This is a genomic window from Klebsiella sp. K5-45 (assembly GCF_030128605.1).
Classification (GTDB): Bacteria; Pseudomonadota; Gammaproteobacteria; order Enterobacterales; family Enterobacteriaceae; genus Klebsiella; species Klebsiella quasipneumoniae.
In genome coordinates this window covers 157935-184283 of record NZ_JAKUZW010000010.1, presented here as the reverse complement: position 1 = coordinate 184283, position 26349 = coordinate 157935, and the positions used below count along the sequence as shown (strand labels likewise).

At 61.0% G+C, this 26349-nt stretch carries 17 protein-coding genes; 11 read left to right on the top strand and 6 right to left on the bottom strand.

Going from position 1 to position 26349, the window contains the following annotated elements; all coding sequences use genetic code 11:
- Nucleotides 1–156: 156 nt before the first annotated feature.
- The 9 genes from bcsR (at nucleotide 157) to MKS11_RS21180 (ending at nucleotide 16057) form a co-directional block, all read left to right on the top strand.
- On the top strand, nucleotides 157–345 hold the full coding sequence (gene bcsR, locus MKS11_RS21220) for a cellulose biosynthesis protein BcsR (protein ID WP_002921513.1): 189 nt from the start codon (nucleotides 157–159) through the stop codon (nucleotides 343–345).
- Between the two features lie 11 nt (nucleotides 346–356).
- Nucleotides 357–1088, top strand: a complete 732-nt coding sequence (gene bcsQ / locus MKS11_RS21215; protein ID WP_004204974.1) for a cellulose biosynthesis protein BcsQ — start codon at nucleotides 357–359, stop codon at nucleotides 1086–1088.
- Nucleotides 1085–3703, top strand: coding sequence for a UDP-forming cellulose synthase catalytic subunit (bcsA, locus tag MKS11_RS21210; RefSeq protein ID WP_004204973.1), 2619 nt, complete (start codon nucleotides 1085–1087; stop codon nucleotides 3701–3703). The genes bcsQ and bcsA overlap by 4 nt, the downstream gene beginning before the upstream one ends.
- A 10-nt stretch (nucleotides 3704–3713) precedes the next feature.
- On the top strand, nucleotides 3714–6059 hold the full coding sequence (bcsB, locus tag MKS11_RS21205) for a cellulose biosynthesis cyclic di-GMP-binding regulatory protein BcsB (protein ID WP_087771815.1): 2346 nt from the start codon (nucleotides 3714–3716) through the stop codon (nucleotides 6057–6059).
- Nucleotides 6060–6062: 3 nt separating this feature from the next.
- The gene (bcsZ, locus tag MKS11_RS21200; protein WP_065697474.1) at nucleotides 6063–7172 is read left to right on the top strand and encodes a cellulose synthase complex periplasmic endoglucanase BcsZ; all 1110 of its coding nucleotides are present in this window, start codon (nucleotides 6063–6065) and stop codon (nucleotides 7170–7172) included.
- Nucleotides 7154–10633: a cellulose synthase complex outer membrane protein BcsC gene (gene bcsC, locus MKS11_RS21195; protein ID WP_087771797.1), complete on the top strand. Its 3480-nt coding sequence runs from the start codon at nucleotides 7154–7156 to the stop codon at nucleotides 10631–10633. Before bcsZ ends, bcsC begins: the two co-directional genes overlap by 19 nt.
- Before the next feature lie 243 nt (nucleotides 10634–10876).
- The gene (hmsP, locus tag MKS11_RS21190; protein ID WP_017900004.1) at nucleotides 10877–12883 is read left to right on the top strand and encodes a biofilm formation regulator HmsP; all 2007 of its coding nucleotides are present in this window, start codon (nucleotides 10877–10879) and stop codon (nucleotides 12881–12883) included.
- A gap of 156 nt (nucleotides 12884–13039) precedes the next feature.
- Nucleotides 13040–14326 carry a dicarboxylate/amino acid:cation symporter gene (locus tag MKS11_RS21185; protein WP_004204966.1) on the top strand — a complete coding sequence of 429 codons (1287 nt, stop codon included), beginning with the start codon at nucleotides 13040–13042 and terminating at the stop codon, nucleotides 14324–14326.
- Nucleotides 14327–14545: 219 nt separating this feature from the next.
- Nucleotides 14546–16057, top strand: a complete 1512-nt coding sequence (locus MKS11_RS21180) for a pitrilysin family protein (protein ID WP_004204964.1) — start codon at nucleotides 14546–14548, stop codon at nucleotides 16055–16057.
- Between the two features lie 54 nt (nucleotides 16058–16111).
- On the opposite strand, the gene MKS11_RS21175 is transcribed toward MKS11_RS21180, so the two are convergent.
- Nucleotides 16112–17041 (bottom strand): sugar kinase, encoded by a 930-nt coding sequence (locus MKS11_RS21175; protein ID WP_049093435.1) that lies wholly within the window; start codon nucleotides 17039–17041, stop codon nucleotides 16112–16114.
- A 194-nt stretch (nucleotides 17042–17235) separates the two neighbouring features.
- On the opposite strand from MKS11_RS21175, the gene MKS11_RS21170 reads away from it, so the two are divergent.
- The gene (locus MKS11_RS21170; RefSeq protein WP_064151012.1) at nucleotides 17236–19287 is read left to right on the top strand and encodes an AsmA family protein; all 2052 of its coding nucleotides are present in this window, start codon (nucleotides 17236–17238) and stop codon (nucleotides 19285–19287) included.
- A 37-nt stretch (nucleotides 19288–19324) separates the two neighbouring features.
- On the opposite strand, the gene MKS11_RS21165 is transcribed toward MKS11_RS21170, so the two are convergent.
- The 3 genes from MKS11_RS21165 to MKS11_RS21155 form a co-directional block, all read right to left on the bottom strand.
- Nucleotides 19325–20647, bottom strand: a complete 1323-nt coding sequence (locus MKS11_RS21165) for an MFS transporter (RefSeq protein WP_284109685.1) — start codon at nucleotides 20645–20647, stop codon at nucleotides 19325–19327.
- A 271-nt stretch (nucleotides 20648–20918) separates the two neighbouring features.
- Nucleotides 20919–21950, bottom strand: coding sequence for an inner membrane protein YhjD (gene yhjD, locus MKS11_RS21160; RefSeq protein WP_004204960.1), 1032 nt, complete (start codon nucleotides 21948–21950; stop codon nucleotides 20919–20921).
- A gap of 106 nt (nucleotides 21951–22056) precedes the next feature.
- Entirely contained in the window at nucleotides 22057–22956 is a 900-nt protein-coding gene (locus MKS11_RS21155; protein ID WP_087771798.1) for a LysR family transcriptional regulator, read from the bottom strand.
- Between the two features lie 119 nt (nucleotides 22957–23075).
- Between MKS11_RS21155 and MKS11_RS21150 the strand changes: the two genes are divergently transcribed.
- Nucleotides 23076–23834, top strand: a complete 759-nt coding sequence (locus MKS11_RS21150) for an SDR family NAD(P)-dependent oxidoreductase (protein WP_087771799.1) — start codon at nucleotides 23076–23078, stop codon at nucleotides 23832–23834.
- A gap of 34 nt (nucleotides 23835–23868) precedes the next feature.
- On the opposite strand, the gene MKS11_RS21145 is transcribed toward MKS11_RS21150, so the two are convergent.
- Nucleotides 23869–24402, bottom strand: coding sequence for a GNAT family N-acetyltransferase (locus tag MKS11_RS21145; protein WP_017899999.1), 534 nt, complete (start codon nucleotides 24400–24402; stop codon nucleotides 23869–23871).
- Between the two features lie 66 nt (nucleotides 24403–24468).
- Complete coding sequence (locus MKS11_RS21140) at nucleotides 24469–26121, bottom strand: alpha,alpha-trehalase (protein WP_017899998.1); 1653 nt, start codon at nucleotides 26119–26121, stop codon at nucleotides 24469–24471.
- Between the last annotated feature and the right edge of the window lie 228 nt (nucleotides 26122–26349).

Below are 26349 nucleotides of genomic sequence, written 5' to 3'. Positions count from 1 at the left end.
CGCCCTGATTCACACTGGATAAGTTTACTAGCGAAACTGACAGAGTAAACCTAACATTGAAATTAAAGGTCATCAGTTTTAGCATGTACACCTGCTTTTTAAGGATGCGCTGTATACGTCCTCTGGTTTAATAATAAATTTCGAACGGACAGAGATATGCCAGCAAAAGATCCTGCGGTACCCACGGACGCCACGCTGGGGTACACCTTTCAAAATGATTTTCTGGCGCTTAGCCGGGCATTTTCCCTGCCGGATATTGATTATCATGATATTTCCAGGCGCGAACAGCTGAACGCGGCGCTGAAGCGCTGGCCGCTGCTGGCAGAGTTTGCAGAGAAAAAATAAGGAAGCCGGAGATGGCTATTCTGGGATTACAGGGCGTGCGAGGGGGGACTGGCGTCACGTCCATTACGGCTGCACTCGCCTGGGCGCTGCAATTGCTCGGTGAAACGGTGCTGGCGATCGACGCCAGCCCGGATAATATGCTGCGTTTTTTCTTCAATACCGACATCCATCATCAGGACGGCTGGGCGCGGGCGCTGCTCGATGGCCGGGACTGGCGCGACGCGGGTCTGCGCTATACGCAGCATATCGATCTGCTGCCGTTTGGCCAGCTCAGCGCGGGCGAAAGAGAAAACGTCGACCAGCTGCAGCCCACCCTGGGGGCGATGACGGAGGCCGTACTGCAGCTGCAGGGGCAGTACCGCTGGCTACTGCTGGATCTGCCGGCGGGCTATTCGCCGTTGACCCGCGAGCTGCTGACGCTCTGCGACCGCTCGCTGGTGGTGGTCCATCCCGACGCCAACAGCCATATCCGTTTGCACCAGCAGCCCTTTCCGGCCAACAGCGATATTCTGATTAACGATCTGCGGGTCGGCAGCCAGCTGCAGGAAGATCTCTACCAGCTGTGGCTCGAGAGCCAGCCGCGCATCCTGCCGGTGACCATTCATCGCGACGAGGCGATGGCCGAGTGCCTGGCGGCGAAGCAGCCCCTTGGGGAGTATCGCCAGGACTCTCTGGCGGCGGAAGAGGTACTGACCCTGGCGAACTGGTGTCTGATCCACTATGCCGGCGGGAGGCCGGCATGATCCGCCTCAGCACGCTGCTGCTGGCCCCGCCGGTGGGGGAACGGCTGCGCGCGCGCTATGACGACTACCGGCAGCATGGCGCCTCATGGCTGTCGGCGTCGCTTGGCTGCCTGTGGGCATCGCTGGTCTGGGCGCTAATGCCGCTGGAGACGCCGCGATGGCAGGCGATTCTGGCGCACCATGACACCTATTTCCCTCATATTAATCCGCATCGGCCACGTCCGCTGGATCCGCTGCGCTACCTGCTGCAATCCCTGTGGTTACTGACAACGCGCGTGCCGGAGCCGGAGAAAAAGGTCAACTGGCGTTCGCTGGCGGCGCTGGAAGGGGTGCACGGTCGCTATACGCAGTGGCTGGAAAAATTGCCTGAGCAGGTCAACGCCCGCACCGGTCATCTGGATAAACAGAAAGAGCTGGCGCACCTCAATCCCAAACTGCGCCGGGCGATCCTTGGGGGGGTGACCTGCTGCTCGCTGGTGCTGGCGCTGATGTGTATTACGCAGCCTTTTAACCCGCTGTCGCAGTTTATCTTCCTGATGCTGCTGTGGGGCGTGGCGCTGCTGGTGCGGCGCATCCCCGGCCGCTTCTCGGCGCTGATGCTGATCGTGCTGTCGCTGACGGTCTCGTGCCGCTATATCTGGTGGCGCTATACCTCGACGCTGAACTGGAACGACCCGGTAAGCCTGGTGTGCGGGATTATTTTGCTGTTCGCTGAGACCTACGCCTGGGTGGTGCTGGTGCTGGGCTATTTCCAGGTGGTCTGGCCGTTGAACCGCCAACCGGTGCCGCTGCCGGAGGACATGGATCTGTGGCCGACGGTGGACATCTTCGTCCCCACCTACAACGAAGATCTCAACGTGGTGAAAAACACCATCTACGCCTCGCAGGGCATCGACTGGCCGAAGGACAAGCTTAACATCTGGATCCTCGACGACGGCGGACGGGAAGCGTTTCGCCAGTTTGCCAAAGATGTCGGGGTGCACTATATCGCCCGTACCAGCCATGAGCACGCCAAAGCCGGCAACATCAACAATGCGCTGAAATACGCCAAAGGGGAGTTCGTCTCGATCTTTGATTGCGACCATGTGCCGACGCGCTCGTTTCTGCAGATGACCATGGGCTGGTTCCTGAAAGAGAAAGAGCTGGCGATGATGCAGACCCCGCACCACTTCTTCTCGCCCGATCCCTTCGAGCGCAACCTTGGTCGTTTTCGCAAAACGCCGAACGAAGGGACGCTATTCTACGGCCTGGTGCAGGACGGGAACGACATGTGGGACGCCACCTTCTTCTGCGGCTCCTGCGCCGTGATTCGCCGTGGCCCGCTGGATGAGATCGGCGGAATCGCCGTCGAAACGGTGACCGAAGATGCCCACACCTCGCTGCGCCTGCACCGGCGGGGTTACACCTCCGCCTATATGCGTATTCCGCAGGCGGCGGGGTTGGCGACGGAGAGTTTATCCGCGCATATCGGCCAGCGCATCCGCTGGGCGCGCGGGATGGTGCAGATATTCCGCCTCGATAATCCGCTGTTTGGCAAAGGCCTGAAGCTGGTACAGCGCGTCTGCTACGCCAACGCCATGCTTCACTTTCTCTCCGGTATTCCGCGCCTCATCTTCCTCACGGCGCCGCTGGCCTTTTTGCTGCTCCATGCCTATATCATTTATGCGCCAGCGCTGATGATCGCGCTATTCGTGTTGCCGCATATGATCCACGCCAGCCTGACCAACTCGAAGATTCAGGGCAAATATCGCCATTCGTTCTGGAGTGAAATCTACGAGACGGTGCTCGCCTGGTATATCGCGCCGCCCACCTTTGTGGCGCTGATTAATCCGCATAAAGGCAAATTCAACGTCACCGCGAAGGGCGGACTGGTGGAAGAGGAGTATGTCGACTGGGTGATCTCCCGGCCCTATATCTACCTCGTGCTGCTCAACCTGGTCGGCGTCGCGGTGGGGATCTGGCGCTTTATGTACGGCCCGGAAAACGAAATTCTCACCGTCTGGGTGAGTATTGTCTGGGTGTTCTACAACCTGATTATTCTTGGCGGCGCGGTGGCGGTCTCGGTCGAAAGCAAGCAGGTCCGCCGGTCGCATCGTGTCGAAATGAGCATGCCGGCGGCAATTGCCCGCGAAGATGGCCATCTGTTCTCCTGCACCGTTCACGACTATTCCGACGGTGGGCTGGGGATCAAAATTCACGGCGACGCTCAGGTGTTGGAGGGGCAGAACGCCAGGCTGCTGCTCAAACGGGGACAGCAGGAGTATGCCTTCCCGGTGCGGGTCGCGCGGGTCAACGGCAGCGAAGTGGGATTGCAGCTGCTGCCGTTGACCAACCAGCAGCATATCGATTTTGTGCAGTGTACGTTTGCCCGCGCCGATACGTGGGCGCTTTGGCAGGATAGCTTCCCGGAAGACAAGCCGATGGAAAGCCTGCTGGATATCCTCAAGCTGGGGTTCCGTGGCTATCGTCACCTGGCGGAGTTTTCGCCGCCGTCGGTGAAGGTGGTTTTCCGCGCGCTCACCTCGCTGGTGGCATGGATAGTGTCGTTTGTACCCCGACGCCCTGAACGCGCCGCGCCGACGCTCTCCGCAGACCCGGCAATGGCTCAACAATGATGATAATGCGATGAAAAGAAAACTTTCCTGGATGTGTGCAGTAGCGGTGGGCATGTGCAGCTGGTATCCGCTGGCCTCTTACGCGGCGCCGGCCACCGTGGTGAATCCGGCCCCTGGCGTTCAGCCGCAGGCGGCCTCCCCGCTCGCGCCGGTGACGACAGGCGAGCCGACGGCAACCCTCGCCGAACCGACCGCTCCGGCGGTGGTCGCCGAGAACGTCCCGCAGCGGGAGGTGAAGCTGACCTTTGCCACCATCGCGCCGCCTCCGGGCAGCATTGTGCTGCGCGGCTCACGGCCTGACGCCTCGGTTGAATTCGGCATGCGTAGCGATGAGCTGGTCGCTAACGCGCTGCTCAATCTGGAATACACCCCGTCGCCCTCGCTGCTGCCCGTGCAGTCGCAGCTGAAAGTCTATCTCAACGATGAGCTGATGGGCGTCCTGCCCGTCACCAAAGAGCAGCTGGGGAAAAAGATCCGCGCGCAGCTGCCGATTGACCCGCTGTATATCACCGACTTCAACCGTATACGGCTGGAGTTTGTCGGCCACTACCGCGATGTCTGCGAAAACCCGGCCAGCAGCACGCTATGGCTGGACGTCGGGCGCGAAAGCTATCTGGATCTCACCTACCAGTCGCTGAAGGTGCATAACGATCTGTCGCACTTCCCGGTACCGTTCTACGATCCGCGCGACAACCGCCCGCTGACGCTGCCGATGATTTTCCCGGGCTCGCCGGCGGTGGCCCAGCAGCAGGCGGCGGCGATTATCGCTTCATGGTTCGGCAGCAAGGCCGGCTGGCGCGGCCAGCAGTTCCCGGTCTATTTCAACGAACTGCCGGATCGTAACGCCATTGTCTTCGCCACCAACGACAAGCGTCCGGATTTCCTGCGCGATCATCCGCCGGTCAACGCGCCGACCATCGAAATGATCGACAACCCGAACGATCCTTACGTCAAGCTGCTGGTTATTTTCGGCCGCGATGATAAAGACCTGCTGCTGGCGGCGAAGGGGATTGCCCAGGGCAATATTCTGTTCCGCGGCAGCAGCGTCACCGTGGACGGCATCAAAACCCTGCAGCCGCGGCAGCCATACGATGCGCCAAACTGGGTGCGCACCGACCGCTCGGTCACCTTTGCTGAGCTGAAAACCTATGAGCAACAGCTGCAGTCCAGCGGGCTGGTGCCGGATGCCATCACCGTGGCGCTTAACCTGCCGCCGGATCTCTATCTGCTGCGGGCCAACGGCATCGATATGGATCTGAAATACCGCTATACCATGCCGCCGGTGAAGGATAGCTCGCGGATGGATATCAGCCTTAACGACCAGTTCCTGCAGTCGTTCAGCCTTAACAGCTCGCAGGATGTGAACAAACTGATCCTGCGCCTGCCGGTGCTGCAGGGGCTGCTGGACGGCAAATCGGAGGTTACCATACCCGCGCTGCGTCTTGGGGCGGTGAACCAGCTGCGCTTTGACTTCCAGTACATGAACCCGATGCCCGGCGGCTCTATCGACAACTGTATTACCTTCCAGCCGGTGCAGAACCATGTGGTGATCGGCGACGATTCGACCATCGACTTCTCGAAGTATTATCACTTTATTGCTCTACCGGACCTGCGCGTCTTCGCCAATGCCGGCTTCCCTTACAGCCGTATGGCGGACCTCGCCGACACCCTGGTGGTGGTGCCGAAGGCGCCGACCCAGGGCCAGGTGGCGACGCTGCTGCAGGCGCTGGGCGGCATCGGTTCGCAGACCGGCCTGGCGGCGATTAATCTGCAAATGACTGACGATGGCAACCAGATCAAGAATAAAGATGCGGATCTGCTGCTGATCGGCGCGATCCCCTCGTCCCTCAAGGACGATACCAAAATCAACCTGCTGGTCGAGGCGACCAAAAGCTGGGTGAAAATGCCGATGCGTCATTACGACCTGGCGAGCATTTATCCCGATGATGAGGCCCGCATGCCCAACACCCGCACCGACATCACTTCTTCCGGACCGATGGCGGCGGTGATTGGCTTCCAGTCGCCCTACAACGATCAACGCAGCGTGGTGGCCCTGCTGGCCGACAGCCCACGCGGTAATGAACTGCTAACCAACGCCCTCAACGACAGTGGTAAGCGGGCGGCGATGTTTGGCTCGGTGGCGGTGATCCGCGAATCCGGCGTCAACAGCCTGCGGGTGGGCGATGTTTACTATGTCGGCCATCTGCCCTGGTTCGAGCGCATCTGGTTCGCGCTCTCTAACCACCCGATACTGCTGGCGATCTTCGCCGCGGTCAGTATCGTGCTGCTGGCGTGGGTGCTGTGGCGCATGCTGCGCATTATCAGCCGCCGCCGCCTTAGCCTGGATGATGAGTAAACGATGATGAAAGTACTTTGCGGCGCGGTGCTCTCCGCGCTGGTGCTGGCGGCGGGCCAGGCGAGCGCCGCCTGCCAGTGGCCCGCCTGGGAGCAGTTTAAGCAAGCCTACGTCAGCCCCGAGGGGCGGGTGATCGACCCCAGCGATGCGCGCAAAATTTCCACTTCCGAAGGACAGAGCTATGGCCTGTTCTTTGCCCTGGCGGCCAACGATCGCGCGGGGTTCGACAAGCTGCTGACCTGGACGCAGAACAACCTGGCGGAGGGCGACCTGCGGCAGCATCTGCCGGGCTGGCTGTGGGGGAAAAAGGACGACGAGCAGTGGACGCTGCTGGACAGCAATTCGGCATCCGACTCAGATCTGTGGATAGCCTGGGCGCTGCTGGAGGCGGGGCGCCTGTGGCAGCAGCCGCAGTACACCGAGACCGGGAAAGCGCTGCTGGCGCGGATTGTCGATGAAGAGACGGTGGCGGTGCCGGGCCTTGGCACGATGCTGCTGCCGGGAAAAGTCGGTTTTGCCGATGACAGCGGCTGGCGGTTTAACCCCAGCTATCTTCCACCGCAGCTGGCCACCTATTTTGTGCGTTTTGGCGCGCCGTGGCCTGCCCTGCGCGATACTAACCTGCGTCTGCTGCTGGAGACCGCACCGAAAGGCTTTGCCCCGGACTGGGTGCGCTATGAGAAAGGGAAAGGCTGGCAGCTGAAAACGGAGAAGCCGCCGATCGGCAGCTATGACGCGATTCGCGTCTACCTGTGGGTGGGCATGCTTCATGACGGCGATAAGCAGAAAGCGCGTCTGCTGGCCCGCTTTGCGCCGATGGCGGCGCAGACCGCGGAGCAGGGGGTACCGCCGGAGAAAGTGAATATCGCCACCGGCAAAACCAGCGGCCAGGGGCCGGTGGGCTTTTCCGCGGTGATGCTGCCGTTTTTACAGAACGACGAGGCCCGGTCGGTGCAACGGCAGCGCGTCGCCGATAACTATCCCGGCGCGGATGCCTACTACAGCGCGGTCCTGACGCTGTTTGGCCAGGGTTGGGATCAACACCGTTTTCGTTTCACTGCGGGTGGCGAATTACAACCTGACTGGAACCAGGAATGCGCAAGCTCTCACTAAGTTTACTCACGCTGTCCCTCGGCGTTGCGCTGCTGCCGTTAGCGCAGGCGGCGACGACGCCCGCCCAGGAACATCTGCTGGAGCAGGTGCGCCTCGGCGAGGCCAGCAATCGTGAAGACCTGGTGCGCCAGTCGCTGTACCGTCTGGAGCTGATTGACCCCAACAACCCGGACCTGATTGCCGCGCGGATGCGCTATCTGCTGCGCCAGGGGGATGCCGCCGGGGCGCAAAAAGAGCTGGAGCGACTGACGAAGCTGGCGCCGGACTCCCCGGAGCTGAAGGCGTCGCGCAATGAGATGAAAAGCAACACCGGCGAGGGTCGTCAGGCGCTGCAGCAGGCGCGACTGCTGGGCGTGGCCGGGAAGGTCGATGAAGCCATCGCCGCCTACGAAAAGCTGTTCGGCGGCGTGCCGGATGATGTTGATGCCGCGATTGAATACTGGACGCTGGTGGCGCGCCTGCCGGCCCGTCATAGCGAAGGCGTCAGCCAGCTGAAAAAACTGAACGCCAGCGCGCCGGGCAACGTCAGCCTGCTCACGGCGCTGGCGAAGCAGATGTTTGCCGATAACAAACCGCAGGAAGGGTTCGCCTATCTGGCGGAAATGGCCCGCTCGGCCTCAGGACGCGGTATCGCCGCCGATATGTGGTACAGCGAGGTGAAAAGCATGCCGGTGAGCAAGGCCAGCGTGCAGGCGTTGCAGCAATTCCTGCTGCAGTTTCCTACCGGCTCGGTGGCGGCGAACGCCCGCGTCCTGCTCGACCAGCAGCAGGCGCAGCTGCAGGATCCGACGTTCCGCGCCCGCTCGGAAGGGCTGGCGGCGGTCAAATCCGGAAATACCTCGCAGGCGGTGGCGGATCTGCAGAAAGCCGTTCAGGCCGACAGCCGCGACAGCGATGCGGTGGGCGCCCTCGGCCAGGCCTATTCCCAGCGCGGCGACCGCGCGCGGGCGGTGGCCCAGCTCAATAAAGCGATTGCCATGGATCCCGACAGCCCGAATCGCGGCAAATGGGACAGCCTGCTGCAAACCAACCGCTACTGGCTGCTGATCAAGCAGGGGGATAACGCCCTGAAGGCCGGTCAGCTTGCGCAGGCGCAGAATTATTATGCCCAGGCGCAGCGGGTCGATCGGACCGACAGCTATGCCGTGCTGGGGCTGGGCGACGTCGCGGCGGCGCGCAAAGAGTCGGCGGCGGCGGAGCGCTATTACCAGCAGGCGTTGCGCCTGGATCGCGGCAATAACCTGGCGGTGCGCGGCCTGGCCAACCTCTATCGCGCCGAATCGCCCGAGAAAGCCAGCGCCTGGATCGCCGGCCTTCCTGCTCCCCAGCGGCGCAGTATTGATGATATCGAGCGCAGCCTGACCAACGACCGGCTGGAGAAACAGGCGCAGGCCCTGGAGAGCCAGGGCAACTGGGCGCAGGCGGCGGAAGTCCAGCGTCGGCGCCTGGCGCTCGATCCGGACAGCGTGTGGATCACCTATCGTCTGGCGCGGGATCTGGTCAGCGCCGGCGAACGCCAGCAAGCCGATGCGCTGATGCGGGCGATGGTCAACCGCCGGCCGCAGGATGCTGAACGGATATACGCCTCGGGGCTGTACCTGTCGGGGAACGACCAGGACGATCTGGCGCTGGCGCAAATCGCCACCCTGCCGCGCAGCGCGTGGACGGATAACATCCGTGAACTGGAGGCGCGTCTGCAAAGCGACCGGGTGCTGCGCCAGGCGAACCAATTGCGCGACAGCGGCGAGGAAGCGCAGGCGATCGCCCTCATCAAACAGCAGCCGGCCTCGGTACGCTATGACCTGACGCTGGCCGACTGGGCGCAGCAGCGCGGCGACAACCAGACGGCGATTGCCGACTATCAGCGGGTGCTGCGTCAGGAAGCCGACAACGGCGATGCGCGCCTCGGCCTTGCGGAAGTCTACCTGGCCGAGGGGGATAAACCGGCCGCCCGGGCGCAGGTCATGCAGCTGAAAGGCGCAGAGGCCGAATCCATGAATATGCAGCGGCGGGTCGCCCTGGCGCGAGCTGGCCTTGGCGATACCGCTGACGCCCAACGGATTTTTAACCAGATTGTGCCGCAGGCGAAGGCGCAGCCGCCCTCGATGGAGAGCGCGCTGGTGCTGCGCGATGCCGCGCGCTTTGCCACCCGGAACGGGGAGCCGCAGCAGGCGCTGACTCACTACCGGGAGGCGATGGTGGCCTCCGGCATCACCCCCGCGCAGCCGCAGGATAACGATACCTTTACCCGGCTGACGCGCAACGACAGCCGGGATGACTGGCTGAAGCGCGGGATCCGCAGCGATGCCGCCGATCTTTATCGCCAGCAGGATCTAAACGTCACCCTGGAACATGACTTCTGGGGATCCAGCGGCACCGGCGGCTATTCCGATCTGAAGGCGCATACCACCATGCTGCAGGTGGATGCCCCGCTAGCGGATGGCCGGATGTTCTTCCGCACCGACCTGGTCAATATGGATGCCGGCAGCTTTTCCACCCACAGCGACGGGAGCTACTCGCCCAGCTGGGGCACCTGCGGGGAGATCGCCTGCACCAGCGGCAGTAAAAATCAGACCGACAGCGGGGCCAGCGTGGCGGTCGGCTGGCAGAACGACACCTGGAGCGGGGATATCGGCACCACGCCGATGGGCTTCAATGTCGTCGATGTGGTCGGCGGCCTGAGCTACAGCAGCGACGTCGGGCCGGTGGGGTACACGGTCAACGTCCACCGGCGGCCCATCTCCAGCTCGCTGCTCTCCTTTGGCGGGCAGAAAGACAGCAACAGCCATACCGGCACCACCTGGGGCGGTGTTCGCGCCGACGGCGGCGGTGTGAGCCTCAGCTATGACCGGGGCGAAGCGCACGGTATCTGGTCCTCGCTGGGGGCCGACTCGCTGACCGGTAAAAACGTGGCGGATAACTGGCGCGTGCGCTGGATGACCGGCTACTACTACAAGGTGATTAACGAGAATAATCGTCGCGTCACCGTCGGCCTCAACAATATGATCTGGCACTACGACAAAGATCTCAGCGGCTACACCCTCGGCCAGGGCGGCTATTACAGCCCGCAGGAGTACCTCTCTTTCGCCGTGCCGGTGACCTGGCGTCAGCGCACGGAGAACTGGTCCTGGGAACTCGGCGGGTCGGTGTCATGGTCCCATTCGCGTACCCAAACGCAGGCCCGCTATCCGCTGCTGAACCTGATCCCGTCCGACTATCGGCAGCGCGCCAGCGAACTGACGGAGCAGGGCAGCAGCAGCCAGGGATTCGGTTACACCGCCAGAGCGCTGGTGGAGCGGCGGGTGACCAGCAACTGGTTCGTTGGCGCCGCGGTCGATATTCAGCAGGCGAAGGATTATACCCCAAGCCATGCGCTGCTTTACGTCCGCTACTCGGCGGCAGGCTGGCAGGGGGATCTGGATATGCCGCCCCAGCCGCTGGTGCCTTACGCCGACTGGTAGCAGAATAGGCTGAATTACGTCACAGAGCGCCACTCCACGGCGCGCTTCGCGTATACTCGTGAGGCGTTGCCCACCGTCGGCCGCCGGGGAGGTCTCTCCGGCGTCTGCGTCACCGCGCGGAAATATCCCGTCACTTCATCCCTCGCGGGCGTGGGCGAAGGATTTGAGTATATAATCAGCCTGAAACGACCGGGATTGAAGGATTGATACCGGGTATGCATTCAGTATCAGTGGAGAACACCGTTGCGCGTCAGCCGTTCACTTACAATCAAACAGATGGCGATGGTCGCGAGCGTGTCCATGGCCTTTGTATTGGTTTTTTGCACTATTTTGCTGTTTCACTTTGTGCAACAGAGTCGCTTTACCACGGCCACGCAGTTAGAAAGTATCGCGCGATCCGTTCGCGAACCGCTGTCGGCGGCTATTCTGAAAGCCGATATTCCGGAAGCGGAAGCTATTTTAAGCCGTATCCAGCCTGCTGGCATCGTCAGCCGGGCGGATGTGGTCTTGCCCAACCAGTTCCAGGCGTTACGGATGCGGTTTATCCCCGAGCGGTCGGTGCCGGTGACCATCACCCGGCTGTTTGAGCTGCCGGTGCAGATTTCGCTGCCCATTTATTCGCTGGAGCGGCCGGCCAACCCGCAGCCGCTGGCCTATCTGGTGCTGCAGGCCGATTCCTATCGCATGTATAAATTCGTCATGAGCGCCCTTGCCACGTTAGTGACTGCTTACTTACTTCTGGTGCTGATGTTGACGGTGGCGCTCACCTGGTGCATCAACCGGCTGATGGTTCGCCCTCTGCGGCGTATCGCCCGCGAGCTGAACGATCTCTCCCAGCAGGAGCGTCTTGGGCATCAGCTGACCCTCCCGCGCCTGCACCATGACGACGAGATCGGCATGCTGGTGCGCAGCTATAACCGCAACCAGCAGAGCCTGGTGCGCCAGCATGATGAGCTGTCCATCCAGTCGACCCGCTTCCCGGTCTCCGAGCTGCCGAATAAAGCCTTTTTGCTGGCGATGCTGGAGCAGACGGTGGCCCGCCCGCAGAGCGCCGCGCTGATCGTCGTCGCCTGTGAAACCCTGCAGGACGCCGCCGGCGTGCTCAAGGAGAGCCAGCGCGAAATGCTGCTCCTGACGCTGGTGGAGAAGCTGCGCGCCGCGATCCCGCCGCAGATGGTGCTGGCTCAGGTGAGCGGCTATGACTTCGCCATTCTCGCCGATGGCCTCGCCGAATCCTGGCAGGCGGTGACGTTAAGTAAGCAAGTGCTCACTATTATAAATGAACGTTTGCCGCTGCATGGTCTGCAGCTGCGACCCTACGCCAGCGTCGGGATCGCTATGTTCCACCCCGGCCTCAGCGCCGAACAGTTTTACCGGCGCGCGGTGTCAGCCGCCGTCACCGCAAGACGCAAAGGTAAAAACCAGATTGAGTTCTTCGATCCCGAGCAGATGGAAAAGGCTCAGCGTCGCTTGATGGAAGAGCACGATATAATGACCGCCCTCGACAACCAGCAGTTCGCTATCTGGCTGCAGCCGCAGGTGGCCTGCGCCAGCGGCGAGATCTGCGGCGCCGAGGTGCTGCTGCGTCAGCGGCAGGCGGATGGCAGCTGGTCGCTACCGCCGGCGCTGATTGAGCGCATTGAGTCCTGCGGGCTGATTATCCCGGTCGGCTACTGGGTGATGGAAGAGGCCTGCCGCCAGCTGGCGGCCTGGCAAAGCCAGGGGATTATGCTGCCGCTGTCGGTCAATGTTTCGCTGCTTCAGCTGCTGGAGCACGATCGCGGCGAGGAGATGCTGAAGCTGATCGCCCGCTACCGCATCGCGCCGGGGACCTTAATCCTCGAGGTGACGGAGAGCTGCCGGATGGACGATCCGCAGGACGTGATGGCGCGGTTGCGGCCTCTGCGCGAGGCCGGGGTACGTATTGCGCTGGATGATTTTGGCATGGGTTACGCCGGGTTGCACCAGCTGCAGCAGATGAAGGCCCTGCCGGTGGATATCCTGAAAATCGATAAGGTATTCATCGATATGCTGCCGGAGGATGTCAGCATGGTGCCGGCGATGATCCAGCTCGCGCGCGGCCTGTCGCTACGTATCGTGGCGGAAGGGGTGGAGAACGAGGCCCAGTACCGCTGGTTGCAAGCCGCCGGCGTCGAGGTGCTCCAGGGCCATCTGTTCGGTTGCGCTTTACCGCAGGAGGCGTTCAGCGCGCGCTATCTCTCCCCGGTCCGGGAGGATGCAAATTTGTAAATGTTTTGTTGACTTGTGCGAGTCAGCTCAAAGATTTTAACAATTGCGTTGCACTTTCGGCGTTAGTTATTTCTGAAATGTTTCCAGGGTGTTATTTTTAAGCCACAGACGTCAAATATCCCTTCTTGCTCTGTGGTTATTCCCAAAGGACACCCTATGAAAACCTCTATCTTTAAAAGCCTCTATGTCCAGGTTCTGACGGCCATAGCGATCGGTATTCTGCTGGGCCATTTTTACCCGGAACTGGGCGCGCAAATGAAACCCTTCGGCGACGCCTTCGTTAAGCTGATTAAAATGGTGATTGCTCCGGTTATCTTCTGTACCGTCGTGACGGGGATCGCCGGGATGGAGAGCATGAAAGCCGTTGGCCGTACCGGGGCGGTAGCGCTACTCTATTTCGAAGTGGTCAGCACCATCGCGCTGATTATCGGTCTGATTATCGTCAACGTGGTGCAGCCGGGGGCCGGGATGAACGTCGACCCGTCGACGCTCGATGCGAAAGCGGTGGCGGTGTACGCTGAGCAGGCGAAAGACCAGGGGGTGGTGGCCTTTTTACTGGATGTGATCCCGGGCAGCGTCATTGGCGCCTTCGCCAGCGGCAACATCCTGCAGGTTCTGCTGTTCGCCGTTCTGTTTGGCTTTGCCCTGCATCGTCTGGGCAGCAAGGGCCAGCTGATTTTCAACGTCATTGAAAGTTTCTCGCAGGTCATCTTCGGCATCATCAATATGATCATGCGCCTGGCGCCGATCGGCGCCTTCGGGGCCATGGCCTTCACCATCGGTAAATATGGCGTCGGCACCCTGGTGCAGCTGGGGCAGCTGATCATCTGCTTCTATATCACCTGTATCCTGTTCGTGGTGCTGGTGCTGGGGAGCATCGCCCGGGCCACCGGCTTCAGCATCTTTAAATTTATCCGCTATATCCGTGAAGAGCTGCTGATCGTGCTGGGGACCTCCTCATCCGAATCGGCGCTGCCGCGCATGCTCGACAAGATGGAGAAGCTCGGCTGTCGTAAGTCGGTGGTGGGCCTGGTGATCCCGACCGGCTATTCGTTTAACCTCGACGGCACCTCTATCTATCTGACGATGGCGGCGGTGTTTATCGCCCAGGCGACCAACAGCCATATGGATATTTTCCATCAAATCACCCTGCTGGTGGTGCTGCTGCTCTCCTCGAAAGGGGCGGCGGGAGTGACCGGGAGCGGCTTCATCGTGCTGGCGGCGACCATCTCGGCGGTTGGGCATTTACCGGTCGCTGGCCTGGCGCTGATCCTCGGTATCGACCGCTTTATGTCCGAAGCCCGCGCTTTGACTAACCTGGTCGGTAACGGCGTCGCCACGGTGGTGGTGGCAAAATGGGTGAAAGAACTCGATGCCAAACAAATGGATGATGTGCTGAATAACCGTGTTCCCGCGAACAAAACGCACGAATTATCCTCTTAAATCCTCCTCTTAGGCCCGTACTCCCTTGCTGGAGTACGGGCTCCTGCGCATAATTAGAGGTCATTTCCGCCCGGCGGGAATGACACGAAATGATTATTTTACGTTGTCATGCGACATTTTCGTCTCCGTGTGGTCTAACCGACGTATTTCACTCTCACTTTTTTCGGCAGCCCGTCAGTGGGATGCTGTTGTAACCAGGAATGTTCATCAGGGGTTCACATGCAGGGCACAACAATTAAACTCTTAACGGGCGGTTTGCTGATGGTAGCGGCGGCCGGTTATGTGCAGGCAGAAGCGCTCCAGCCTGATCCGGCCTGGCAACAAGGGACCTTAGCGAATGGGTTGTCGTGGCAGGTGCTGGCCACGCCGCAGCGTCCCAGCGACCGTATCGAAGTCCGTCTGTCCGTGAATATTGGCTCGCTGAGCGAAAGCACTCAGCAGAGCGGTTTCAGCCGTTTTATTCCCCGTCTGGCGTTGACGCAAAGCGGCAGCCTGCCGACGATGCAGGCGCGCTCGCTGTGGCAGCAGAGCATTGACCCGAAGCGTCCTCTGCCGCCGGCCATCGTCTCCTACGATTACACGATGTTTAATCTCAGCCTGCCGAATAACCGCAACGATCTGCTGAAAGAGGCGCTGAGCTGGCTGGCGGACGCCAGCGGTAAACTGACCATTACGCCTGAATCGATCAATCACGCGCTGCAGGGCAGCGACATGGTGGCGACCTGGCCGCTGGATACCAAAGAGGGCTGGTGGCGCTATCGCCTGAAGGGCTCCACCATGCTGGGCCACGATCCCGCCGCGCCGCTGAAGCAGCCGATCGACGTGGCGCAGCTGAAAGACTTTTATCAAAAATGGTACACCCCTGACGCCATGACGCTGATCGTGGTGGGTAACGTCGACAGCCGCAGCGTCGCTGAGCAAATCAGCAAGACCTTTGGCGATCTGAAGGGTAAGCGGGAAACGCCGGCGGCGGTGCCGACCTTATCGCCGCTGCCCACCGTGCCGGTCAGCATCATGACCAGCGCCGTGCGCCAGGACAAACTGTCCATCATGTGGGACGCCCCCTGGCAGCCAATCCGCGATTCCGCAGCGCTGCAGCGCTACTGGCGCGACGACCTCGCCCGCGAAGCGCTGTTCTGGCACGTGCAGCAGAGCCTGAGCAAAAATAACGTCAAGGATATTGGGCTTGGTTTCGACTGCCGGGTGCTCTATCAGCGCGCGCAGTGCGCCATCAATATCGAATCGCCGGGCGAGCGCCTGAATAACAACCTGAGCGTGGTTTCGCGCGAATTGGCGAAAGTGCGCGACAACGGCCTGCCGCAGGAGGAGTTTGACGCGCTTATCGCCCAGAAAAGCCTCGAGCTGCAGAAGCTGTTTGCCACCTATGCGCGCACCGATACCGACATTCTGATGAGCCAGCGCATGCGCTCCCTGCAAAATCAGGTGGTGGATATCGCGCCGGAGCAGTACCAGAAGCTGCGTCAGGAGTTCCTCAACTCCCTGACGGTGGACATGCTGAACCAGTACCTGCGTCAGCAACTCTCTCAGGATATGGCGCTGGTGTTGCAGCAGCCGAAAGGCGAACCGGAATACAACATGAAGGAGCTGCAGGCCACGTGGGAAAAACTGATGGCGCCGAGTCCGGCGAGTCCGGCGGCCGCAGCGACCAGCGGCAGCGCCGATACGGTTGACGCCCACAGCGAGGCCAGCGACATCCCGTCGGGGCAGTAACCTGACGCCTCTCCGGCGCGCCAGCGGCGGCCGGAGAGCGCTTACAGGTGAGGATTATTGCGGCATCGCTTCCCGCGGGATGATCGCCCCGCGATACTGGATCACCGTGCTGGCGGTCAGATGTCCGCGTCTGGCGGCGGATTCAGCATCGCCGCCGGTCAGGCGAACGGCCAGATAGCCGGCGCTGAAGGAGTCGCCGGCGGCGGTGGTATCCACCACCTTCTCTTTGGCCAGCTTGACGGCCGGCACTTCCCGCAGCGGTTGCCCGCTAACCGAGACCAGGCAGGCATCCGCTCCGCGCTTCACCACCACCTCTTCCACGCCGGCGGCGTGGGTGCGGGCGATCACCTCGGCGACCGGTTTTTCCCCCCACAGCGCGTCTTCATCGTCGAGGGTCAGAAACGCGATATCGGTGCAGGCGAGCATCTCCTGATAAACCTGCTGCGTCTCCGCCTGGCTGCCCCACAGGCGCGGGCGATAGTTGTTGTCGAAGATCACCTTGCCGCCGTTGGCGCGGCACTCACGCAGCAGCGTGAACAACGTTGCACGACTGACCGGGCTGAGAATGGCGAGGCTGATACCGCTCAGATAGAGATAGTCGAAAGTGGCCAGCTCTTCGCAAATCGCCGCTGCGCGATCGCTCTCCAGCCAGAATTTTGCCGCCGCCTCGTTGCGCCAGTAGTAGAAGGTGCGCTCGCCGGCGTCATCGGTTTCAATGTAATACAGCCCCGGCAGGCGGTCAGCCATCCGCTGGATAAGATCGATGTTGACGTTTTCCTGCTGCCAGCTGTCGAGCATCTGCTGGCTGAACGCATCGGTTCCCAGCGCGGTGACGTAGTGGACGCTCAGCGCGCTGGCATCTGTCTGCCGCGCGATATAGACCGAAGTGTTTAAGGTATCGCCGCCAAAGCCGCGGTTAACGGCCCCGTTCTTCTCTGACAGCTCAATCATGCATTCGCCAATGACGGCAATTTTTTTAGACATAGCCAGAACCTGCAATGGAATCGATATAAGCGCTAGTGTGCGCTGCGCTGTTTTGCTGGTCAATCATATTAAAACATCGTTCCATTATTTTTTTGACCTGACGCGCGTAATGTGACGAAAAGCGCATTTCCAGGAGAAACGCCGCTTTTTGACTATATTCAGGACTGACGTGATGCAAAAGGAGCGGAGTAGGGATGAGCAGAACCCGTAAAACGTTGGTAATCATCACAGGAACGATACTGTTGCTGATCGTTCTCTTCTTTATCGTGCTGGCCACCTTTGACTGGAACCGGCTGAAGCCGACGATCAATCAGAAAGTGTCTGCCGAGCTGAACCGCCCGTTCGCCATCCGCGGCGATCTCGGCGTGGTCTGGGAGCGTCAGCCGGAGGAGCGCGGCTGGCGCAGCTGGATCCCGTGGCCCCATGTGCACGCGGAGGATATCGTGCTGGGCAATCCGCCGGCCATTCCCCAGGTGACCATGATCCACCTGCCGCGGGTGGAGGCGACCCTCGCCCCGCTGGCGCTGCTGAGCAAAACGGTGTATCTGCCGTGGATCAAGCTGGAACGGCCCGACGTGCGGCTGATCCGCCTGGCGGAAGACAACAATAACTGGACCTTTCAGCTGGCTGGCGATCGGCGTGCCGCGGGGGACAGCGCCCCCTCCAGCTGGTCTTTCCGCCTCGATAATATTCTTTTCGACCGCGGGACTATCGCCATCGATGACAAGATTACCCGCAGCGATATCACCATCCTCGTCGATCCTCTCGGCAAACCGCTGCCGTTCAGCGAAGTCACCGGCACGCAGGATCGGCAGAGCGCGGCGAAACCAGGCGACTACGTCTTTGGCCTGTCGCTGAAGGGCCGCTACAAGGGCCAGCCGGTCAGCGGCAACGGTAAAATCGGCGGTATGCTGGCCCTGCGCAGCGCAAGCACGCCTTTCCCGCTGCAGGGCGACTTCCGCTCCGGCAATACGCGGGTGGCGTTTAGCGGTACGGTCAGCGACCCGCTCAACGTCGGTGGCATTGACCTGCGGCTGAAATTCGCCGGCGATTCGCTGCGCGACCTCTACGACCTGACCGGCGTGCTGCTGCCGGAGACGCCGTCGTTCTCCACCGACGGCCACCTGCGCGCCGACTTTAAGCAGAAAAACCGCATGCGCTTTGACTATCAGGATTTTAACGGCCGGATCGGCGATAGCGACATTCATGGCTCCCTGACCTATACCACTGGCAAACCGCGACCGAAGCTCAGCGGCGACATGGAGTCGAAGCAGCTGCGGCTGGCGGATCTCGGGCCGTTAATCGGCGTCGACTCCGGCAAAGGGACGAAGAAAAGCGCTGCGCGTCAGGCGGGCGACCGACCGCAGCCGGCGGGTAAAGTGTTGCCAGCGGACCGCTTTGAAACCGATAAATGGCAGGTGATGGATGCCGATGTGCGCTTTAAGGGCCGGAGAATTGAGCACGGCGGCACGCTGCCGATCAGCGATCTGGCGACCCACGTGATCCTGGAGGATGGCGACCTGCGCCTGCAGCCGGTGCGTTTTGGCCTGGCCAACGGGTCGATTGCCGGCAGCGTGCACCTGCAGGGCGATAAAAAGCCGCTGCAGGGTGAGGCCAATCTGCAGGCGCGGCGCCTGAAGCTGAAGGCGCTGATGCCGAACGTCGAGATGATGCAGAAAACCCTCGGCGAGATGAATGGCGACGTTCAGCTGCGCGGCAGCGGCAACTCGGTGGCGGCCCTGCTCGGCAACAGCAACGGCAACCTGAAGCTGCTGATGAACGACGGCCTGATCAGTCGCAACCTGATGGAAATTCTCGGTCTTAACGTCGGCAACTACCTGATCGGCCAGATTTTTGGCGATGAGGAGGTTCGGGTGAACTGCGCGGCGGCCAATATCGACGTGACCAACGGCGTCGCCCGGCCGCAGATTTTTGCCTTCGATACGGAAAACGCGCTGATCAATGTGACCGGGACCGCCAGCTTCGCCTCCGAGCAGCTGGACCTGACCATCGATCCGGAAAGCAAAGGCTTCCGGGTGATCACCCTGCGTTCCCCGCTGTATGTTCGCGGCACCTTTAAATCGCCGCAGGCGGGGGTGAAGGCCGGGCCGCTGATTGTCCGCGGTGCGGTAGCGGCGGCGCTGGCCACCCTGGTGACCCCGGCTGCCGCGCTGCTGGCGCTGGTTTCTCCGGCGGAGGGCGATAGCAACCAGTGCCGGACCATTTTGTCGCAGATGAAAAAGTAGGAGAGCGCCCTGACGCCAGCGGCGTCAGGGCGAAGGATCATAACGACTGGTGGCGGGTCTCGTGGGTCAGCAGCAGGGCGATCAGCGTCAGCGCCGCCATCGCCGCCAGATAGGTGCCGACCGCCGCGAGGCCATAGTTGCCCTGCAGCCAGGCGGCAATGTACGGCGCCACCGAGGCGCCGAGGATCGACGACACGTTATAGGAGAACGATGCCCCGGTGTAACGCACTTCCGTCGGGAACAGCTCCGGCAGCAGCGCGCCCATCGGGCCAAAGGTCAGTCCCATCAGGCTTAAGCCCAGCAGCAGGAAGGCGAAGACCAGCAGCGGATTGCCGGAGCCCAGCAGCGGTTTAAAGGCGAACAGGGCGAACAAAATAATCATCGTGGTGATGATAATCATGCTCTTACGACGACCAAAGGCATCCGCCAGCAGGCCGGCGATCGGCACCATCACGCCAAAGCCAATCACTGCCATCATCAGCATCCACAGCACTTCGTTACGCGGCAGGCCCAGGCCATTCGGCGCCGCGCCGGTGCTGAAGGTCATCGAGTAGACGGTCATGATGTAGAACAGGGTATAGGTTGCCAGCATGATGAAGGTGCCCAGCACCGTCACGCGAACGTGTTTGGTCAACAGGGTACCCAGCGGGATTTTGACCTGTATTTTCGCCGCCGCCACTTTAGCGAAGACCGGGGTCTCATGCAGCGAAACGCGAACATAAAGACCGATGATCACCAGCACCGCGGAGAAGATAAACGGCACACGCCAGCCCCACTCCATAAACTGCTGATCGGTTAACAGCCAGGAAAGCAGCAGGAAGGTGCCGTTGGCGAAGAAGAAGCCGATCGGCGCGCCCAGCTGCGGGAAGGAGCCGTACAGGGCGCGCTTGCGCGCCGGGGCGTTTTCCGTAGCCAGCAGCGCCGCGCCGCCCCATTCCCCTCCGAGGCCAAGTCCCTGACCGAAGCGCGCCAGCGCCAGCAGCATCGGCGCGACAATGCCAATGCTTTCATAGCCGGGCAGCAGGCCGATCACCACGGTGGAGATCCCCATGGTTAACAGCGAAGCCACCAGGGTAACCTTGCGGCCGACGCGATCGCCGAAGTGGCCAAACAGCGCGGAGCCGATTGGCCGGGCGACGAAGGCGATGGCGAAGGTGGCCAGCGATTGCAGGGTGGCCGCGGCGGCATCGCCCTGCGGGAAGAAGATATGCGGGAAGACGATGACCGCGGCAGTGGCATAAATGTAGAAGTCGAAAAACTCAATGGCGGTGCCAATGAGCGAGGCGACAACGACTTTATTGCGTGAGTTGACCGGGGCGGTTTCCTGCGTGTTTTCGAGTGTGGTGGCTGTGGCTTGCATAGATCTTTCTTATTTTTGCGCGAACGAAAAGCCATATAGCCACAGCCACAGGGACATTTCAATCTGTAACAAACGAGGAGAATGGGCAAAAAAGCGGCAAAAAGCGGATAATTTTTACGCCAGAAAAAATAGTTCTATGAAATGCTTCACACAATTAAAAGGATAGAGAATAAAACCAGTTTTTCGTTAAATAAAAGTTACGCGCTGGATTTATCTGCTGAAATCAAGCGCGAGGATGAATTTTGCCTCTTTTATTCATCCTCGCAATACGTCAGCGGTGGGTTTTGCCCGGCATCCGTCGGTCGTCTTTATACTCCGCGGTGGCGATCCACGCAGCGCAGAACAGCGTCAGGCGGGCAAAGAAATAGAAAAAGGCCATCAGCCCGAGCACCGATCCGAACGCCGCCCCGGAGGGGGATTTCACCAGCGCCGGCAGCGTCCAGGTCATGACGATTTTGATGATTTCAAAGCCAATCGCCGCGATAAGCGTGCCGCGAAACAGGGCCTTGCGCCGCGGACGATGGCGCGGCAGCCGCCAGAAGATCCAGAAAAAGAGCAGATAGTTGGCAAAAATAGAGATGGCGAGACCGATCAGCCGCCAGGCGGGTTTCAGCCATTCAATATTGTCCAGATACAGCGCGGAGATAATCAACTGCTGGGCGGAACCGGCGACAGAGGTGATCGACAGCGTAATAATCAGCGCCACCAGCAGACCGATCAGCGAGATAAGATCGCGGAAGTATTTTATCCAGATTTTCTCCTCGTCCTGCGGCCGGCGCTCCCAGACGTCGCGTGACTGAGCGCGGATCGCTTCGCGCAGGTTGCCCATCCAGTTAATACCGGAATAGAGCGCCACCAGCAGGCCGACCACACCGACGGCGGTACGCTGCTGCACCGCGGTGTTGATGGTGTTTTTCAGCGTCGCCGCCAGCGTCGGGTCGCTGACGTTTTGCAGAATTTTGTCGAAAATGTCCTGCAGCAGGGTCGGATGCCAGGCCAGAACGAAGCCGGCGGCGGCAAATGAGACCATCAGGATCGGGATCATCGACAGGAACGAGAAATAGGTGATGGCCGCGCCGAACTGATTTCCCAGCCGGTCGTTGAAGCGCTCTGCGGCGCGTAGCAGGTGGGCGATCACCGGGTTGCGCTGCACTTTAGCCGCCGTTCCGGTGACGGTCTTCAGCGCCTGGCTGGCTTTTTGGCCGACGGCCGTGTCATTGAGGGCGTCGAGGGGGCTTTTGCTTTTCTCCGGCTGCGTGTCCGGTTCCTGTGGTGGGCGTCGATCGTCGTTTTCCGGCGTCATACGTAATTTCTTCCTTTTTTACCGCGAGATTCAGCAAAAAGTATACCTTAAATGCCGTATCCTGCAGGAACGCATCTGCCCGCCCCCCGTTCACCCTCCGCGCCGATCAATCGACGTAATCTTTCATCAGCCCGCCCAGCCACTCCATAAACAGATGCACGCGGCGGGAGAGATTGCGCCGGTGCGGGTAGATAAGCGAGACCGGCAGCGGCTCAGCGCGGTACTGGGGCAGGATCTCGATCAGGTCGCCGGCGCGTAACGCCTCGCGCACGCCGGTGCGCGGCACCTGAATAATTCCCAGCCCGGCGATACAGGCCGCCTGATAGGTTTCCGTGCTGTTGACCGTCAATATGCCGCCGCTTTTTACCCAGCGCACGGCGCCGTCGATCACCACCTCGAAGCCGGAAGGACGGACCCCGAGAGTGCTGGCGTAGTGGATCAGGGCATGATCCGCCAGATCCTCCAGGGATTGCGGGTAGCCAAAACGGGCCAGGTAGTCCGGGCTGGCGCAGTTAATTTGCGTCAGCTTGCCCAGCGGGCGGGCGATAAGCCCGGAGTCTTTGAGCGCGCCGACGCGCACCACGCAGTCAAACCCCTCGCGGATCACGTCCACCAGCCGGTCGCTGCTGCTCAGCTCCAGTTCGATGCCCGGATACTGCTGCAAAAAAGTCGGCAGATGCGGGATAACCAGCTTTTTGGCAAAACCGACCGGCATATCCACCCGCAGCCGGCCGCTGATGCTCGCCGGATCGTGCTGGAACATCCCGTCCAGTTCGTCGAGGTTGCTCAGCAGATCCTTCGCCCGCTCGTAGTAGACCATCCCATCCTGGGTGAGCTGAACCCGACGGGTGGTACGGTGCAGGAGCCGCACGCCAAGATGGCTTTCCAGGGCCTGAATCTGCCGCGAGACGCTGCCTTTCGGCAGCGCCAGGGTCTCGGCGGCGCGGGAGAAGCTCTCCAGATCCGCTACGCGAATGAATAACTGCATTGCATGAATTTTATCCATGCTCATGGCCTATTGTTGTTGTGAATGAAACAGTAAAACGTAATGTAGCGTATTTATTGTTTTACTGGCAGTTAATAAGCTAGAACACAATCACAACGCAACCTGAAAGGGGTCTTCTGATGACACAACGTATCGCTTTAGTGACCGGCGGCAGCCGTGGCCTGGGTAAAAACGCCGCGTTGAAGCTGGCGGCGAAGGGAACCGACATTCTTCTGACCTATCACAGCAACCGCCAGGCGGCTCTCGATTTGGTGGCGGAGATTGAGCAAAAAGGGGGTAAGGCGGCAGCATTGGCGCTGAACGTCGGCGATTCCTCAACATTCGACGCCTTCGCCAGCGAGGTGGCGCATGTGCTGGCGCAGAAGTGGGGACGCACTACCTTTGATTATTTACTGAACAATGCCGGGATCGGCCTCAACGTCCCCTTCGCCGAGACCAGTGAAGCGCAGTTTGACGAGCTGATGAACATCCAGTTCAAAGGGCCGTTTTTTCTGACCCAGCGGCTGCTGCCCCTCCTGCAGGACGGGGGGCGGATCCTTAATGTCTCCAGCGGCCTGGCGCGCTTTGCCCTGCCGGGCTATGCGGCCTACGCCGCGATGAAGGGGGCGATGGAGGTCCTGACCCGCTATCAGGCGAAAGAGCTGGGCGGACGGGGGATATCGGTGAACATCATCGCGCCGGGGGCCATTGAGACCGATTTTGGCGGCGGGGAGGTGCGTGATAACGCCGAGGTGAATCGGCATATCGCCGCCCAGACCGCGCTGGGGCGCGTCGGGCTACCGGATGATATCGGCGACGCCATCGCCGCCCTGCTCAGCGATGAGCTGGCGTGGATGAACGCGCAGCGTGTGGAAGTCTCGGGAGGGATGTTCCTCTGAACCCCGCTGTCATCAGACCGTGAGCGGCGGCGCGCTAGGGCGCATCGCCCTCCGCGCGCAGCCGACCGAACAGCCAGTCGTTGTGCCAGCGTCCGTTGAGCCAGTAGTTCTCCCGCAGCTCCCCCTCCAGCCGGAACCCGGCTTTGAGCAGTAACTGCTTAGACGCCTCGTTGCCGGCGGTGACGGTGGCGGTCAGGCGGCGGACGCCGCCGGTGGTGAAGGCGTAGTCGCACAGCGCGCGCAGCGATTCGTAGCCGTAGCCCCGGCCCTGCGCCGCCGGGGCGAAGAGAAAGCCGACCTCGGCTATGTCGCGCTGATGATGTAGGTAACCGGTGAGGCCGAGCGGGGTATGGGTCAGCCTGTCGCGCACCACCAGGCACAGCCAGTGTGCATCCCCGGGCGTCCACGGCGGCAGCCGCGAATCGAACGCCTCGCGGATGGCCGCCTGCGGCCGGGGGTCGGCCACATAGAGCATGACCTGCGGATCCTGCTGCAGGGAAAGAAAAAACGACCAGTCGTCCAGCTGCAGCGGTGAGCAGCGCAGGCGCGGCGTCAGAAGTTCAGGCATAAGCGTCATTCCGGGCAGGGCGAATCCCCTGAACATAGCAGGAGAAGGCCGCCGGGAACAGCCCGACTAGGTTGGCTCACCGTACAGGCCAATCAGCCGGCGCACCACGCCGTTGGTCCAGCCGAAGCCATCCTGCAGGGGATACTCCCCGCCGCCGCCCTCATGCGGCACGCCGGTGGCGATGTGGTATTTCTCAATCAGCTTGTGGTGCTGCTTGTAGAAGTGGTTGACCGTCTGCAGCCAGCTCCAGGCGATCTCATCTCCCAACGGATCCTGACCGTAGCGTTTAAATCCCTGCACCGCCATCCACTGCAGCGGCGCCCAGCCGTTGGGTTTATCCCACTGCTCGCCGCTTTCGTATTCGGTGGCCATGATCCCTCCGGGGGTGAGCAGGCGGGCCCGCACCGCATCGGCAAGGCGTTCCGCCTGTTCGTGGGTCGCCAGGCCGACGTAAAGGGTGACAATGCTGGCGGCGGAAAACAGCGCCAGCTGTTCGCGGCGCCAGTCATAATCGCGAAAACAGCCGTTCTCATCGTCCCACAGGTAGCGGTTAACCGCCGCCCGCCGATCCTGAGCCTTCTGGCGGAAGGCTGCTTCCGTCTCGCGATCGCCCTTCAGCCCGGAGAGGTTGGCGATGGTCGTCTCCAGCTTGAACAGGAAGGCGTTCAGGTCGATGGGGATAAACTGCGTGGTACGGATACTGGCCAGCCGCGTGATATCCCGCAGCCAGCGGCTGGAGTAGTCCCAGCCGGACGCGGCGCCCGCCCGCAGATCGCGGTAGACTTCATTAGCCGGCCGTCCCGAGTGGCGGGCGGTCTCCACGTCCTCGCGCCACGATTCATCCCGCGGCGTGTCCCGATCGTCCCAGTAGCGATTGAGCAAGGAGCCATCCGGCATGCGCACCACGTGCCGATACGCCTGATGCGGGATCAGCGACTCGGCGCCGTCCATCCAGAAGGCGTGCTCCATCTTCAGATGATCCAGATAGCGCTTCGCGCCGCGCACGCCGTCCTCTTCAAAAAGTTCGACCATCAGGGCGAACACCGGTGGCTGCGAGCGGCTGAGGTAGTAGGTGCGGTTGCCGTTCGGAATATGACCGTAGGTTTCAATCAGCCAGGCGAAGTTATCGGCCATGCATTTCAGCAGATCTTCCCGGCCGCTCTCCGCCAGCCCCAGCATGGTGAAATAAGAGTCCCAGTAATAGGTTTCGCTAAAGCGGCCGCCGGGGACGATATAGGCCTGCGGCAGCGCCAGCAGCGACGACCAGGGGATATGATCCTGAGGCTCGCGGGTCAGCACCGGCCACAGCTTATCGATGTGCTCTTTCAGCGTCAGGTTGGGGTCGGAGGTGTAAACGTCGGTCTGGCTCTCCGGCAGCCAGAAGTTGTCCTCAACGAACTGTCGTAGATCGAAATCGGGCTGACGTTTGACCTTCCGGTAGTTCCGCAGGATGTCCAGCGGGTCGTGCTTCGGCGCGCAGTCGGGAAACGTTTTGCTGTCGGCAAAAATGCGTGATTTCTGCACGTTGGTAAACAGCTCAAGATAGCGATCCGCCGGGGTGAGGGCGTCAGACGCCGGAAGCCCCTCGATCACCTCAGGCTCCGGTTCAGCGTCAATCATCTCATCCAGCTTTAATTCGTACGGATCGGCTTCGTAGCAGGGATCGATGTCGATCCTTAACTCGTCGTCTTCAACGTGGCGTAATTTCTGGCTGAACATAGCGATACGGACCTCCGGATAGCGTGAGTTCTCGGCCGGGCGTACCCGGCCTTGTCTTTTAAGCGTAGACAGTCGCTTCGGTGAGTGTGAAGCAAACTGTGCGTTAGATCACGCTTTTCCGCCTGCAGGGGACGCCGTGATTTTTAAGTAACGCCTTGATAAATCATTAATAAGTCCGCGCTTGGGCGAAGATAAAATTCGGACCATTCATTATGCAACAAAATTTTA